Origin of the sequence: Sinomonas sp. R1AF57 (assembly GCF_002224485.1) — a bacterium.
Lineage (GTDB): Bacteria > Actinomycetota > Actinomycetes > Actinomycetales > Micrococcaceae > Sinomonas > Sinomonas flava.
The window spans coordinates 2,507,293-2,521,827 of sequence record NZ_CP022463.1; the positions used below are offsets into that span (position 1 = coordinate 2,507,293).

The 14,535-nt window shown below is 69.1% G+C and carries 15 protein-coding genes and 1 pseudogene; 7 read left to right on the forward strand and 9 right to left on the reverse strand.

What is annotated here, in order from left to right; genetic code table 11:
• Positions 1 to 169: 169 nt before the first annotated feature.
• Both mscL and CGQ25_RS11515 read left to right on the forward strand, forming a co-directional pair.
• Entirely contained in the window at positions 170 to 559 is a 390-nt protein-coding gene (gene mscL / locus CGQ25_RS11510; protein ID WP_208709831.1) for a large conductance mechanosensitive channel protein MscL, read from the forward strand.
• Between the two features lie 84 nt (positions 560 to 643).
• Complete coding sequence (locus CGQ25_RS11515; protein WP_208709833.1) at positions 644 to 1,384, forward strand: hypothetical protein; 741 nt, start codon at positions 644 to 646, stop codon at positions 1,382 to 1,384.
• A 10-nt stretch (positions 1,385 to 1,394) separates the two neighbouring features.
• Here CGQ25_RS11515 and CGQ25_RS11520 read toward each other — a convergent pair whose 3' ends face one another.
• Positions 1,395 to 1,865: a hypothetical protein gene (locus CGQ25_RS11520; protein ID WP_208709836.1), complete on the reverse strand. Its 471-nt coding sequence runs from the start codon at positions 1,863 to 1,865 to the stop codon at positions 1,395 to 1,397.
• 193 nt (positions 1,866 to 2,058) lie between these two features.
• Here CGQ25_RS11520 and CGQ25_RS11525 point away from each other — a divergent pair, with 193 nt between their 5' ends.
• Positions 2,059 to 2,508 (forward strand): hypothetical protein, encoded by a 450-nt coding sequence (locus CGQ25_RS11525; RefSeq protein ID WP_208709838.1) that lies wholly within the window; start codon positions 2,059 to 2,061, stop codon positions 2,506 to 2,508.
• 125 nt (positions 2,509 to 2,633) lie between these two features.
• On the opposite strand, the gene CGQ25_RS11530 is transcribed toward CGQ25_RS11525, so the two are convergent.
• From CGQ25_RS11530 to rplM, 8 genes are all read right to left on the reverse strand, one after another.
• Positions 2,634 to 3,710 carry a methyltransferase gene (locus tag CGQ25_RS11530; protein ID WP_208709840.1) on the reverse strand — a complete coding sequence of 359 codons (1,077 nt, stop codon included), beginning with the start codon at positions 3,708 to 3,710 and terminating at the stop codon, positions 2,634 to 2,636.
• A gap of 141 nt (positions 3,711 to 3,851) precedes the next feature.
• A complete protein-coding gene (locus tag CGQ25_RS11535; protein WP_208709842.1) occupies positions 3,852 to 4,181 on the reverse strand; it encodes a hypothetical protein in 330 nt (109 codons plus the stop codon).
• 105 nt (positions 4,182 to 4,286) lie between these two features.
• Positions 4,287 to 5,636 (reverse strand): phosphoglucosamine mutase, encoded by a 1,350-nt coding sequence (glmM, locus tag CGQ25_RS11540; protein WP_208709844.1) that lies wholly within the window; start codon positions 5,634 to 5,636, stop codon positions 4,287 to 4,289.
• A 69-nt stretch (positions 5,637 to 5,705) separates the two neighbouring features.
• A complete protein-coding gene (ppk2, locus tag CGQ25_RS11545) occupies positions 5,706 to 6,641 on the reverse strand; it encodes a polyphosphate kinase 2 (protein ID WP_208709846.1) in 936 nt (311 codons plus the stop codon).
• A gap of 82 nt (positions 6,642 to 6,723) precedes the next feature.
• The gene (locus tag CGQ25_RS11550; RefSeq protein ID WP_208709848.1) at positions 6,724 to 9,078 is read right to left on the reverse strand and encodes a chromosome segregation ATPase; all 2,355 of its coding nucleotides are present in this window, start codon (positions 9,076 to 9,078) and stop codon (positions 6,724 to 6,726) included.
• Positions 9,079 to 9,343: 265 nt separating this feature from the next.
• Positions 9,344 to 11,026: a PxKF domain-containing protein gene (locus tag CGQ25_RS11555; RefSeq protein WP_208709850.1), complete on the reverse strand. Its 1,683-nt coding sequence runs from the start codon at positions 11,024 to 11,026 to the stop codon at positions 9,344 to 9,346.
• Between the two features lie 249 nt (positions 11,027 to 11,275).
• Positions 11,276 to 11,779 (reverse strand): 30S ribosomal protein S9, encoded by a 504-nt coding sequence (rpsI, locus tag CGQ25_RS11560; protein WP_208709852.1) that lies wholly within the window; start codon positions 11,777 to 11,779, stop codon positions 11,276 to 11,278.
• A 38-nt stretch (positions 11,780 to 11,817) separates the two neighbouring features.
• Complete coding sequence (gene rplM / locus CGQ25_RS11565; protein ID WP_208709854.1) at positions 11,818 to 12,261, reverse strand: 50S ribosomal protein L13; 444 nt, start codon at positions 12,259 to 12,261, stop codon at positions 11,818 to 11,820.
• A 528-nt stretch (positions 12,262 to 12,789) separates the two neighbouring features.
• On the opposite strand from rplM, the gene CGQ25_RS11570 reads away from it, so the two are divergent.
• The 4 genes and pseudogenes from CGQ25_RS11570 (at position 12,790) to CGQ25_RS11580 (ending at position 14,517) form a co-directional block, all read left to right on the forward strand.
• A complete protein-coding gene (locus tag CGQ25_RS11570) occupies positions 12,790 to 13,008 on the forward strand; it encodes a Flp family type IVb pilin (protein ID WP_208709856.1) in 219 nt (72 codons plus the stop codon).
• Between the two features lie 85 nt (positions 13,009 to 13,093).
• A pseudogene (locus tag CGQ25_RS18705) lies at positions 13,094 to 13,222 on the forward strand (TadE/TadG family type IV pilus assembly protein); the annotation flags it as partial.
• 24 nt (positions 13,223 to 13,246) lie between these two features.
• Entirely contained in the window at positions 13,247 to 13,510 is a 264-nt protein-coding gene (locus CGQ25_RS18710) for a hypothetical protein (protein WP_369802334.1), read from the forward strand.
• Between the two features lie 32 nt (positions 13,511 to 13,542).
• Positions 13,543 to 14,517, forward strand: a complete 975-nt coding sequence (locus CGQ25_RS11580; protein ID WP_208709860.1) for a pilus assembly protein TadG-related protein — start codon at positions 13,543 to 13,545, stop codon at positions 14,515 to 14,517.
• Positions 14,518 to 14,535 lie beyond the last annotated feature (18 nt).

A 14,535-nucleotide genomic window follows, 5' to 3' on the forward strand; every position in this document is an offset into this window, starting at 1 on the left:
TGCAGGCTTATCTCAGACCCATTGTGTCGCTTCCGGAGGACGAGTCCCGTCACGTCCCGCCGCGAGGTCGTCGATGGGACTTCGGGCACCTCGGCCGCACCGCAGCGGCGCGGAAGGATTTAACCGCTCGTTCATTCTGGTCCGGCGGCGGCAGGTCTACTGTGGGCGCATGCTGAGTGGATTCAAAGAGTTCATCATGAAGGGCAACGTCCTCGACCTTGCCGTCGCCGTCATCATGGGCGCCGCGTTCGGCGCCGTGGTGGACGCTCTGGTCAAGAACGTCCTGATGCCCGCCATCTCCGTTCTCGTCGGCCAGCCCAACTTCGACAACTTCCTCGCGGTCGGGCCGATCAAGTTCGGCGTGCTCCTGACCGCGATCGTGAATTTCCTCCTGATCGCGGCCTCGATCTACTTCGTCATCATCGTCCCGATGAACCACATGATCGCGCGCCGCAACCGCAAGCTCGGCATCAAGGACGAGGAGGCTGGCGAGAAGGTCGACCCGCAGATCGCCCTCCTCACCGAGATCCGCGACTCGCTCAAGACCCGCCAGAACTAGCGCTGGCAGGCTGGACGCCGGCACCCGCGCCCCGGGTGCCGGCATTCAGCGCGCGTTGAGGGTCCGCCTGTAGGCTCGACGCCCATGATTGCGTCACTGACCGCCGGAGTAGCCCTTGCAGCCTCGGTCACAGGTGCGAGTCTCCCCTCCGCGGTCGCCGCGGACGGCCCCGCCTGCGGAACCAAGCTGCTGCCGGTGACCCTCTGCGCCGACCACGTCAGCCCGCTCGTCTCGTCGTCGCCGGCCCCCTCGCCGTCGCCCTCAAGCACGACGGCGACGTCCCCGGCACCGCAGCCCACCTCGCCGTCCGCTCCCGCTCCCCAGCCCGCTCCCCAGCCCGCGCCCGCTCAGCCTGCGCCCGCGCCAGCCGCCAGCGCCGGCACGGCCTCCCCGGGCACGGCCGCCGGCTCCCAGAGTCCTGCCAGCCCGGCCTCGGGCGGTCAGGCTCCGGTTGGACAAGCAGCGGTCGGACGAGCGCCGGCGGCACAGCCCCAAGGCCCCGCCGCGCCTGCCTCGCACCCGGCGCCGGCCGACGAGGCCCCGGACGGGACCACTCCCCTGTTCCCCGCCTCGACGGACGCCGCGGCGGTCGTCCTCCCCACGCTGTCCGCCTCGATGTCACCCGCGGGCGCCGCCTCCGGCCCGCCTGAGGACGCGTCCCGTGCCGAAGCCGCGGACGACTCCCCCTCCGACGCCTCCTCGCCATCGCACCTCATCAGCCCGACCCCGGTCCTCCTGGCGGTCGGCTTCCTCCTGACCTCGATCTCGGGCGTGGGCCTGTACCGCCGTCGCGCCAACGGCCCCCTCGCCCTCCGCGACCGCTAGGACGCGGCCCTCACCCGGAGAGCCCCGCCTCGGCAAGGCGTTCGGCCCCGTCTCGGAAGGCGCCGCGGAGGTCGCTCTCGCCGAGCCGGGACGCCGCCGAGGCGAAGACGATCGCCCCGACGATCCGCGCCTCCTGGATCCGCCACGGTTCCGGGAACGGCCCCTCGTCCGGCCGCGGTCCGGGCCACGGCCACGGCCAGCGGCGCGGCCACGGGGTGCCGCACCAGTCCTCGACGAGCTCGCTCACCCAGCCCGCGGGATTCTCGCCGCGCAGCTGCGCCTCGATGGCGAGGTGCACCACCCGGTTCGCCATGCTGACGGCGCCGACGGCGATGTCGTGCGGATCCTTTGGCGGCAGGGGCTGCGGGTTGAGCGCCACCGACTCGACCCTGCGCCCGTTCACGGGGCCGTGCGGGATGATCGCATCCCAGATCTCGGGACGGAGCCGGCTGATCGCAGCCAGGAGCGGAAAGTGGGCCATGCTGTCCTCCCGGACGGAAGCAGAGTGCGAATCCCCAGCCGGAGCCCTAATCTCCTGCCGCAAGTATGCTCGCCACCCACCCGCCGCGGAATAGCGCACGACGCCGCGCCTCACCGAGTGTTGACCGGCTCGCCTCGGCGCGGCACTCTGGCGGCAGATCAACGTGCGGGGGATCTCCACGAGGAGGCGAACCATGATTCCGTGGACGCGGATCACGCTCGGCGTCCTGACCGCCCTCGGCGGCGTCACCGCGCTGGCCGGCGGCGCGACGCTGGTGTGGGGGTCCCTGTCCGTGAGCAGGGTCGACTGGGCCACGCCGCCCGAGACGATGCTGGTGGGCAGCCCGTTCTCGTCCTACCTGGTCCCGGGCCTGCTGCTCGCACTGGTGATCGGCGGCACGCAGATCACTGCGGCGGCGATGCTGCTGCGGAGGGCGCGGGGCGCTGCCCTGGCGACGGCGGTGGCGGGCTACGGGCTACTGATCTGGATCTTCGTGCAGATGATCGTCATCCCCTTCAGCCCGCTGCAGGCCATCTACTTCGCCTGGGGCGCGGCGGAGGTGGGGCTCCTGCTCGTGGCGCTCGGGCTGTTCCGGCGCCCCGCCGTCGATGCCACGGAACGGTGGACCACGGCGGCCCGCTGACCGCTGGGGGAAGGCATGGGCCGTCTGCGCGGTGACGCGTGAGACCGCATCTGACCCGTCACCGCACAACCGGAACCCTCCGCCGCCGGGGGACCCTCCGCGAGCCACCGCTTAAGGCGCCCGACCTACACGGCGACGAGCTCGACGACCCCGTAGACGCCCGTATCGGTGACCCGGCCCGGCTCGAAGCCCGCAGCCGCTCCCAGTGCCTGGTGCTCCGCGGCGGACCGCTGGCGGCCCTCGGTCTGGGCGAGCATCATGAGGTCCGAGACCGAGACCGGGAACGCCGCGACATTCGGCTCCTGGAGCCACTCCAGCACGAGAACCCTCGCACCGGGCGCTGCGGCCGCGCGGACGTTGCGGAGGATCTGCCGGCACTGGTCGTCGTCCCAGTCGTGCAGGACGTCCTTGAGGAGGTACAGGTCCGCCCGGGCCTCGAAGCCCTCGAACAGGTCACCCTGGACAGCCCGCACCCGCTCCCCCACTCCCCGTGCGGCGAGGTAGTCCCGCGAGACGGCGAGGGGCCCTGCCTGGTCGACCAGCACGCCGTCGAGCGTCGGACGCGCCCGGAGCACCTCGGCGAGCATCGAGCCGATGCCGCCGCCCACGTCGCACACCGTGCCATGCTCGGGCCACGGGTAGGCGGCGACGATGAGCGGGGCAGCGAGGAGCGTGAGCTCGTGCATGGTGCGGGCGAAGCCCGCCTCCTCGTCGGGATGCGACGCCATGTGCTCCCAGAGGGTGGTGCCGGTGGCCTCGTTGAAGGCCGGCTTGCCGTCGGCGAGGGTCTCGGGGAGCCGGAGCCAGCCGGCGAGGACCGCGTCCGAGGTCACGTAGCGGATCCAGCCGGTCATGGAGTGTGGGCTGTCCTCGAGCAGGAGCCTTCCGGTGCGCGTGAGCGTGAAGCGGCCGCCGGCGTCGAGCCTCACGAGTCCGTAGACGGCGAGGCCGCGAAGGACGCGGTGGACGGTGTCCGCGTGCAGGCCCAGCTCCGCGGCGACCTGCTGCGCTGTCTTCCGCCCGGCGGCCAGCGGCTCGACGAGGCGGGTCTTCACGGCCGCGCGCATCAGTGCGACCGCCGCGACTCCCCCGCTGACCTCGAGGAACCGGGCCTGGGCGGGTTTGAGCGCGGCCGCAGCCCGTTCGAGGGCGGCGCTGAGCCCTTGGACGGCGCGGACGACGGCGGGTGGCGGCGGGCGCATGAGGCGAGCGTACCGTTCTGCTCAGGCTGGGGTTCTCGGGCGGCGTGTCGGCGCATGACACGCCGCGCCAGCACCCTCCAGCCAGCCCCAAACTGAGCAGGAACGGACGGACCCCCGGCGCGAGCGCGGTCCTGCGAGGCCTCAGCCCTCAGTGCTCTCCACCCCTGGCATGGCCAGGAACTCGAGGACCTCGATGGTGCCGCCGGACTCGGTGTGCGGGTGGCCCTCCAGGAGGCCCTGGACTTCGCCGAGGGAGCCGCCCTGCATGATGGAGAAGCCGCCGATCGGATCGCCGCCGCCGGGGCCCGCGACGCTCTGCACCGGCGAGCCCATGTCCACGAGCGCAGCGGCGGCCCGCTCGCCCCACGCGTTCCACGCGTCCATGCCGGCGGCGGCCGCCGCAGAGTCGGTGTTGGCCATCTGCTCACGGGCAGTGCGGGGCGAACGGTACAGGATCAGGAACTTGGCCACGGAGACTCCTCAGCTCAGCGGGACGGCCCGGATCAGGGCCAAGCCCATGGTCCAGCCGGGGAGCGGCCGCGGCAAGGGCCAGCTCCCGGACGTGCGGCGGGAGGCCTATGCCAGGGCGAGCTGGCTCTCGACCACTCCCGCGAGCCGTTCGGCGATGGCCTGGGCGGTTGCCTCGTCGGCGGCCTCGACCATGACGCGCACCACGGGCTCGGTGCCGGAGGGACGCAGCAGAACCCGCCCGGTCTCCCCCAGCTCGGCCTCGGCGGCAGCGACGGCCGCCGCGACGCCGTCGTCCGCGCTCACGCGCGCCTTGTCCACGCCCTTGACGTTGATGAGCACCTGCGGATAGCGGGTCATGACGGCGGCGAGGTCCTTGAGCGGCCGGCCGGTGCGGGCCACCTGGGCGGCGAGCTGGAGGCCGGTGAGGACGCCGTCGCCGGTGGTGGCGTAGTCGGAGAAGATGACGTGGCCGGACTGCTCGCCGCCGAGCGAGTACCCGTGCGCGCGCATCTCCTCGAGGACGTAGCGGTCCCCGACGGCGGTCTCGCGGATGGCGACGCCGGCGTCGCGGAGGGCGATCTTCAGGCCGAGGTTGCTCATGACCGTCGCCACGAGGACGTTGTCGCGCAGCTTCCCGTCGTCCTTGAGGGCCAGGCCGAGGATGGCCATGATCTGGTCGCCGTCCACGACGGTGCCCTCGTGGTCGACGGCGAGGCAGCGGTCGGCGTCGCCGTCGTGCGCGATGCCGAGGTCGGCGCCGTGGGCGATGACGGCGGCCTGGAGCTGCTCGAGGTGGGTGGAGCCGACGCCGTCGTTGATGTTGAGGCCGTCCGGCTCGGCACCGATGACGATGACGTTCGCGCCGGCGTCCTTGAAGACCTGCGGGGAGCAGCCGGACGCGGCGCCGTTCGCGCAGTCGAGGACTACGGTGAGGCCGTCGAGGCGGTGCGGGAGCGTGGTGAGGAGGTGGACGATGTAGCGGTCCTCGGCGTCCGCGAAGCGCTGGATGCGGCCGACGCCGGCGCCGGTGGGACGGACGGGCTCCTCGGAGAGGAGGGCCTCGATCTGGTCCTCGGTCTCGTCGGGGAGCTTGTGGCCGCCGCGGGCGAAGAACTTGATGCCGTTGTCCGGGGCCGGGTTGTGGCTGGCGGAGATCATGACGCCGAAGTCGGCGCCGAGGTCCGCGACCAAGTAGGCGGCAGCCGGGGTGGGGAGCACGCCGGCGTTGAACACGTCCACGCCCGCGCTCGCGAGGCCCGCCTCGACGGCGGCGGAGATGAACTCGCCGGAGGCGCGGGGGTCGCGGGCGACGACGGCGCGGGGCCGGGCGCCGTCGGCCACCTGCCGGTGTCCGAGGACGACGGCGGCCGCCTGGGAGAGCTTGAGGGCGAGCTGGGCGTCGAGAAGGCCATTGGCCAGTCCGCGGACGCCGTCGGTACCGAAGAGCCTAGTCACAAGGGCCTAGTCTACGGCGGTTGAGCGAAGTCGAAACCCGCCCCGGCGGTTGAGGCCGACGCCGGAGCCTCAGTCCCGCAGCACCGGGAACCGCGCCGCGTAGGTCTCGCCCTCCTCGAGGACCTCGGCGGCGGGCCCTACGATGAGCGGGTCGGGGGCGTGGGCGACCTTGAGGTCCTTCTTGTCATAGGGCGTCACGTGGAGCACGTAGCGCATGGCCTCGAGGCGGGCGCGCTTCTTGTCGTTGCTCTTGATGACGGTCCAGGGCGCGTCCCCGGTGTCCGTGTAGAAGAACATGGCCTCCTTGGCCTCGGTGTAGGCGTCCCACTTGTCGAGGCTGGCCATGTCCGTGGGCGAGAGCTTCCACTGCTTGACCGGGTCCGTCTCGCGCGAGGCGAAGCGGTTGAGCTGCTCCTCGCGGCCCACGGAGAACCACAGCTTGTGCAGCCGGATGCCGGAGTTGACGAGCATCCGCTCGAATTCCGGGGCCTCGCGCATGAACTCGTGGTACTCGCTGGGGCTGCAGTAGCCCATCACGCGCTCGACGCCGGCACGGTTGTACCAGGAGCGGTCGAACATGACGATCTCCCCGCCGCTGGGCAGGTGGCCGACGTACCGCTGGAAGTACCACTGGGTGCGCTCTTCGTCGGTGGGCTTCTCGAGGGCGACGATCCGCGCCCCGCGGGGGTTGAGGTGCTCGTTGAACCGCTTGATCGCCCCGCCCTTACCGGCCGCGTCCCGGCCCTCGAAGAGGATCAGGACCTTCTGGCCGGACTCCTTGACCCAGAGCTGGAGCTTGAGGAGCTCGATCTGCAGGGCGCGCTTCTGCCGCTCGTAGGCGGGCCGGGAGAGCTTCTCGGTGTATGGGTAGCCGTGGCGCCACGCGTGCGGGTCGGCGCTGGGCGTGACCTTGTGGTCGACCTTGCCGATCTCGCGGAGCTCGTCCAGCTCTGCGGCGTAGTCCTCGGTGACGGAGAGGCGCGGATCCTCGGGGTTCGGTCCCATGGATGAAGGGTAACGCCGCGGGCGACGACGACGAACGCCCGGGTGCCGACTGGCACCCGGGCGTCCCCCAACTCCGGTTGAGCTACTTGCCGGGAACGAGGCAGCCGCCGTTGGCGATGGTGCCGTCGATCGCGGTGATCTGGGCCTGGACGGCCCCGACCTGCGTCTGGAGGTCCTTCACGACAGCTGTCTGGGCCTTGATGGCGTCGGCCTTCTTGCCCTTCTGCGCCTTGAGATCATCAAGGACTGCCTGCGCCGCAGTGACCTGCTTGTCGAGGTTGGTCAACTGCAGCTGCAGCGCAGCAAGTTGCTTCTCGTTGTCCGAGACCTGCTTGTTGAGCCCATCCAGCGTGGTCAGCAACGGGTTCACCTGGTCCTGCAACCGCAGGACTTCCTGCTCGGCGGCTTTAATCTGCGTGTTCAGGTCCTGGAGCTTCGCGACCAGCGTGTCACTGGCGGCACTGAGCAGGACGAGTTCGCCCTGCTTCGCGTCCACCGCGGCATTCGCCTGATCCACAGCTGCCTGAAGCGCCGGCAGCTGGTCCTGGAGGGACTTGAGCTCTGCCTGCTTGTCCGTCACAGCCTGCTGGGCGGCGTTCAAGGCATCCTTCGCTGAGGTGAGTGTGCTCTGGAGTTGGGTCAGCTTGTCCTGCTGGGCCGCAACTTCTGCGAGGGCCACGTCGCGGTTCTCGATCAAGCCCGGCAGAGCGTCGTTCAGACCCTTGACGATCGCAGCCTGCGCGTCCACGGCGGCCTGAGCAGCAGCCGCGGCACTCTGCAGGGTGCCAAGGTCAGACTGGAGGCCCTGAAGCTCCGCCTGCTTTGCCCCGACGGCGGTGTTGGCGGTGTCCACGGCGGACTGCAGCGCGGGCAGCTGGCCTTGGAGCGTGGTGAGTTCAGCCTGCTTGGTCGTCACAGCGTCGTTGGCGCTCGCGAGCGCTGCCTGGAGTGGCGCCGCCTGCTGCTGGAGCGCGCTGCTGTTCTGCTGGGCGGAGAGCAGCTGCGCGTTCAGCGTGTTCACGTTCGCCTGGAGGGCCGTGAGATTGCCCTGCAGGGCGGCGATCTGACCGTTTATCGTTGTGATCTGGTTGTTCACTGGGACGAGCCGTGCTTGATCGTCCGCGAGCTTAGCCACGGCATCGCGCTTGGCCTTGGCGTTCGAAGACTCTGGGTAGGAGTCGATGATGGCCTGCTGGGCGGCGATATCGGTCTCCAGGCTCGTCTTCTGCTGCTGCAGGGACGCGAGGGTGTTCTGGGCCGCGGTGAGTTCAGCCTGCTTAGCCGTCACCGCCTGCTGCGCGGCGGCGAGCTGGGACTGGAGGCTGGCGATCGACGCCTTGGCGTCGGCGATTGCCTTCGTGTTGGCGTCGACGGCGTCAGCGGCCTGCTTGGCCGTGGCCTGCAGCGAGGCCAGGTCGATCTGGGCCTGGGCGATCTGAGCCTTCTTGGCTGCGAGGGCTCCGGCGGCCTGCTGCGCCGTCGCCTGCAGCCCGGCGAGGTCCGTCTGGGCCTGGGCGATCTGAGCCTTCTTGACCTCGACGGCGGCCGCGGCATCGGCCGCCGTCTTCTGCTTTGCCGCGAGGTCTGCCTTGGCGTCGGCCACCGCCTTGATCTGAGCGTCGAGCGTGGACTGCGCGGTGGTTGCGATTCCCTGGAGCCGGGTCAGCTCGGCCGTCGCAGCGTCGACTGCGCTCTGCGCGGCCTTCACATTGTCCGCGGCCGTCTGTTCGGCCGCCTCGAGGTTCGCGAGTTCGCCCGCAGCCGAGTTGATCTGCGCCTGCTTGGAGTCGAGTGCAGTCTGGGCATCACCAGCAGCCGTCTGCAGCGCGGCCAGCTCGATGTTTGCCGCGGCGATCTCCTGATTCTTGGCGTCGAGTGCTGCCTGAGTGCTGCTGGCCTGACTCTTGAGGTCCGCGCTCGCCGCCTCCGCTGCGGCAAGCTTGTCCCGGAGAGGCGCGAGCTGCGCAGTCACATCCGCCTGCCGGGCCTGGAGCGTCGCGATCGCAGACTCCGCGGCATCAATCTCCTCCTGGGTGGCGGTCTGCTGCGCCTTCAGAGAGTCGACGGTCGCCTGCGCTGTCGTGATCTGCTTCTCGAGCGCCGCAAGGTCGTCGTCAGCCTGCTTGATCGTTGCGTTGAGGCCAGCGATCTCCGTGTTGAGTGTGTCCGCTTCCTTCTGCAGATCCGCCCTCTTGGCCTGAAGCACTGCGATGGCGTCAGCGTTCCGCTTCGTCGCGGCCTTGAGCAGGTTCTCTTGGATCGCGCCCCGGTGCGCCAGCTGGTTGACCACACCGTTGCAGACGCCCTGCGTGCCCGCAGGCCCGTCGGCCTGCGCGGGCAGCCCGACGGTGAGCAGCGCTCCCGTGATGCCCGGGACCAGGACGGCGGCCGCGAGGGCCCGCCTGAGCCGGATGGTGCGGGTAAGCGAGTAGTTCATGATTCCTCCGAGTGGGTGCGAAGGGACACCAACCGAGACCTGAGACGCCGAGGTGGCAATAGCAGAAGGTTGAGATCCCGCAAGCCGAGGGGGCTGGCGGTGGCGCCGAAGCGCGAATGCACGATGTGTCCCCTTCATCGTTGGCATTGCGCCCGACTCTGGACGCGTTACAAACGCTATGCGGCTCCCACCAGCCCCGCACCACTTGTTTTGCAAACCGAGTACTCGAAAACATCTGTCATGGAAACGGCAGTACCGGCTGGCACTACTTGGTGAAGGAGAACACCGCCGTGTGGACCGTCCCGTCGGCAAGCCGCACCGCTACGGTCCCGCTCTTCCCGGCCCACGCCCGGTCGGTCTTCCACAGGTACGTGTACTGGCCGCTCGCGGCGTCGTAGGTCAGGCCGGCGCCGGGGAGCTTTCCGCTCTGGTCGATCGCCTCCCCCGCCAGCGCGCCGCCGGTCACGGTGAAGGTGGGCGCGCCGTCGAGCACCCCGAGGCCGCGGTCCCCGCCGAGGCTGAAGCTCAGCGCCACGTCCCGGCCGGCCCTGGCCACGTTGACCCTGTCCGTGTCCACGCTGCGGAAGAAGCCCGCGAACGGGTACACCACGCGGTAGGAGCAGGACGCGGACGACGTCGCGTGCCCCACCCGGTCGCTCGCCGCACCGGCCGCGAGGGTCGCCGTCCGCGCGCCCACGGCGTCGGTCGCGAGGCTGAGGGACCCGGACGAGGCGCCCGCCACGCCGGACCCGCCCGCCTCGTCCGAGGCAGTCCAGGTCCCCGACGCCGCCGAGCCGGCCACCGCCTCAGCCGGGCAGTCGAGCGCGACGGTGGGCGCCGCACCGTCAACCGCCCCCGAGACAATCGTGTGGTTCTTGTTCAGCGCCGCGTCCCGGGCGACGCCCGTGAGTCGGAACGGGCCAGCCGCGGCCACGGTGGCGCTGCCGGTGACGCTCGTGACCCCGCTGCCGGCGGAGCCGTCGGGCAGGGCCGGGTCGCCGGCGCTGGCGAAGACCACGCCTACGGAGTCGCGCCACCAGCTGGTCCCGTCGGGTGCCGTGTACTCGGGGCTGCGGCTCGTGGTGTACGACGGCGCGTTGGGCGCCCCGCGGTCGACGACCACCGTCGCGCTCGGCGCGCTCGGGACGCTCGAGAGCACGGGCGCCGCCGTGCCCGCTTCGACGGCGGTGACCCGGTAGCTGCGCGTCCCCTCCTCCGGAGCGGCCAGAGTGAGGGTGGTCGAGGTGAGGCCGGTGATGACGGTCTTCCACTCGAGGTCGTCGCGGTCGCGGGTCTCGACGGTGTACGTGAGCGGGTCGCCCTCGGCGTCGGTGGAGGGCGACCACGAAAGCGTGAGCGACCCGCCCGTGACGCGGGCGGAGATGGATGGGGTGCCGGGCGCGGTCGGGGCGGTGTCGGCGTCGCGGCACCCAGCGGTCTCCCAAGTCACCCGCGTCTCCGCGTTGAGGACCACGGGGGCTTCCCCCGGCGTCGCTGAGGTGCCGCCAGCCCACCAGCGGATGGTGGTCTCCCCCGGCCCGTTCACCGTGGAGCGCAGGGCCATCTGGAATTCCGCGGAGTCGCTGCGGGTGCCGTCGGGGCGGGCGGTCCAGTCCGGGGGCAGGGTCAGCTCGGGCCAGGCGGTCGGGAAGTCGACCGTCATGCCGGCGGGCCAGCTGAGCACGCTCGCGTCAAAGCTCACGGTGGTGCCGTCGGCGTACACCGGCGCCGTCCCGAGAGCGCCCTGTCGCACCGCGGAGAGGAGCGTGCTGAACGGGATTGACTGGTCGCAGGCGATGGTTCCGAGGGCGACGTCGGTGCCGTCGGTGAGCGCGTCGCCGTCGGCCAACAGAGTGTCGGCGTGGGCCGGGACGGCGAGCCCCAGGGCGAGCGCTGCGGTCGCCGCGGAGGCGAGGGCGGGCCGGCAAAGATGTCGAGAACGGGTCATGACGGGGTCCCCCAAAGATTTTTTTCGACGGATCGGCGCCGCTGCCTGCGGCCCCGCCGCGAACCTAGCGCGCCGCTTCGCCCCGCGCACCACTTGTTCCTGACACCGTGTACTCAAAAACACCTGTTTGGCGAATTCCGGCCGGTTGGGGGCCCGTCCGGGGACGCGGAAAGGCCCGCCCCGCAACGTGCGGGACGGGCCTTCCGAATGGCGGTTGAGCGAGGTCGAAACCCCGCCCAACCAGCCGAATCAGCGCTTCGAGTACTGCGGAGCGCGGCGGGCCTTCTTGAGACCGGCCTTCTTGCGCTCGACCACGCGGGCGTCGCGGGTCAGGAAGCCGGCCTTCTTCAGGGCCGGACGGTTGTTCTCGACGTCGATCTCGTTGAGAGCGCGCGAGACACCGAGGCGCACAGCGCCGGCCTGGCCGGAGGGGCCACCGCCGTGGATGCGGACGATCACGTCGTAGGCGCCCTCGAGGTCGAGGAGCTTGAACGGGTCGTTCACCTCCTGCTGGTGCAGCTTGTTCGGGAAGTAGTTCTCGAGCGTGCGGCCGTTGATGGTCCACTGGCCGGAGCCGGGGACGACGCGGACGCGGGCCACGGCCTCCTTGCGGCGGCCGACAGCGGCACCGGATACGGTGAGCGCCGGGCGCTCGCGCTTCGGGGCCTCGGCGCCGGCGGGGGCGCTCTCGGACGTGTAGCTGGTCAGGTTCTCCTCGGCCTCGGCCGGGGCAAGCTCTTCGTTCTGAGCCACAGTGTTCTCCTTGATGAATTCTTGACTAGTGGCCAGGACTACTGGGCAACCTGGGTGATCTCGAAGGTCTTGGGCTGCTGGGCAGCGTGCGGGTGGTTCGGGCCCGCGTAGACCTTGAGCTTGGACAGCTGCTGGGCGGCCAGCTTGTTGTGCGGGAGCATGCCCTTCACGGCCTTCTCCACGGCGCGGACCGGGTTCTTCTCAAGGAGCTCCGCGTAGGTGACGGAGGTCAGGCCGCCCGGGAAGCCCGAGTGGCGGTAGGCGCGCTTCTGCTGGAGCTTGGCGCCGGTGAGGGCGACCTTCTCAGCGTTGATGATGATGACGAAATCGCCCATGTCCATGTGGGACGCAAAGGTCGGCTTGTGCTTCCCGCGCAGCAGCGTTGCGGTCTGGCTGGCAAGACGACCCAGAACGACGTCGGTGGCGTCGATGACGTGCCACTGACGGTCGGCGTCGCCGGGCTTCGGAGTGTACGTACGCACAGTTGTTGCCTTCGTTTCTTGGTCTGGTGGGATGCCGGTGAGATACATCCCGTTCTTCGGTGCGCTACCGGACCAGAGGTGAGGGCTCCCAGACCAGTCATCCCGTGACACTCGAATGCGCCTCGGGAGCCGGCGTCCTGCAACTGGACACTCCCGCGGCGCGCACCATCGAGTCGAGACACGCACAACGACTATCAAGGATAGCCCGGCGCGGCGCGGCGGGTCAAAAGCGGGGCGGCGGCTGGGCGACTGCCCGCCTCATCCAGTCTCGCACGCGCGCACGACGCCGCCCGGCCGGCTCCCGGGGCACGCTCGCCTCCTCGCCGGCCGCCGGCGGCCCGGAACCGAGTACTCAGCCGCCGGACCGAGTAGTCCCGGGGGTTATCAAAACAAACAAAAACAAGTACCGACCGAGTGTGGCGATCAGTTGCGCCGGCATTGAAGACTGACGGCGTGGATCTCGACGGCGCTCAATGTGGGGGGTCGTCGCCTTGGATCCACATTCGCACTCAGTAGTTAGGAAATGTCATGGACAAGCTCCTGGTCACCCTCCAGATGTTTTGGAACGACATCACCAACAGCGAGAAGGAGAAGGGAGCCACGGCCGTGGAGTACGGCCTCCTCGTGGCTCTCATCGCTGCCGTCATCATCGCAGTGGTGGCCATTCTTGGCGGTCAGATCCAAGAAGCCTTCCAGAAGGTTGTCGACGGTCTCACTGCCGGCGGCATCGCCCCCAAGGCGGGGTAGTTCGACGTGGCGCTGGGGTGCAGCCAGAAGGCGCAGCATCCCAGCGCCGCGGTCTCTTAACGGTGTTCCAATTCTTTAAGGGGGAATGGTGGCCAGGGCGAGAACCTGTAGAATTTTGACACCAAAGAGGTGTGGAAATGATCTGGGCGCCGTAGCAGTCGAATTCGCCCTCGTTCTCCCCCTCCTCCTGGGCCTCGTCCTCGGCATTGTGGAATTTGGACGCATCTACAATGCGCAGGTGCTGGTCACCAATGCCGCCCGCGAGGCCGCGCGCACGCTCGCCGTCTCGACCACTTCAACGAAACACGATGATGCGGTTGCGGCCGCGAAGGCGGTAGCTCCAAACCTGACGTTGGCAGTGGTGGTACCAAGCACCTGCACCGCGCCCAGCCAGGTCACGGCCACAGTGACCACGACCTTCAACACCATCTCTGGCTCATGGTTCGGCCTCAATCCTCAAGTCACGGTTACCGGGACGGGAGCTATGCGATGCGGCGGCTGACACGCAAGACGCATTCCGATCAACGCGGGGCCGTGGCCATCGTGGTGGCACTTCTCATGGTGGTCCTCGTCGGCTTCGCCGCACTGGCGGTCGATATCGGACGCATCGCCTCGACCAAGGCCCAGCTCCAGAATGGCGCCGATGCCTCGGCCTTGGCCGTCGCACAGCTCTGCTCGAAGGTGCCGACCGACTGCACCCTGGCAAAGGCAAACTCTCTCGCCGATCAGTACGCGCTAGCAAACACGCTTGATACCTCCGGGATGCGGGATGGCCCGGTCGACCTCACGGTCGCCGGGCATGCCACGGTCAATACCCGCCGAAACGGCGACCTCAATCTCCTCTTCGGCGGAGTCCTCGGTGAAACCTCCGCCAGAGTGACCACGTCGGCGACAGCGGTCTGGGGTTACCCAGCTCCGCACACCACATTTCCACTTGCCCTGTCGGACAAATGCTTTGATTTATCAAACAGTGTGGATACGGGAAAGCTCCAGAAGTTCACTTATAAGAAGACCAGTGGGGGCAAAGGAACCGACGGGCAGTGCTACGACGGAGCAGTTTCACCTTTATCCGGCGGCTTTGGTTGGCTTTCCCAGTCGGGCGACTGCAAGGCCTCCATTACAGGGTCGTGGACCGCAGGTTCGGATCCTGGAAACTCAGTTAATGGGTGCGATACGATTCTGCAGCAGTGGAAGGCAGCCATCTCGAAAGATGGTTGGGTCAAAGTCACACTTCCGGTCTTTGCGGCAGCATCAGGAAATGGGGCAGGGGGAACCTTCACAATCAGAGGATTTGCAACATTTCAGATCTACGGATGGATGTTTGCAGGGGCCGGAAATGATCCCCGGACCTACCAGCCAGCATCTATTCCGGCGAGTCTACAGTGCTCGGGAAGCGAGCGTTGCATTATCGGGAAGTTCGTAAAATACGAAACTGCGGGTCAACAGTCGGAGACGACAGTTGACCCAAGTCATAATCTCTACACAACCACCATCGGCCTAGTCAAGTAACAATGAAGGAGCACCCGT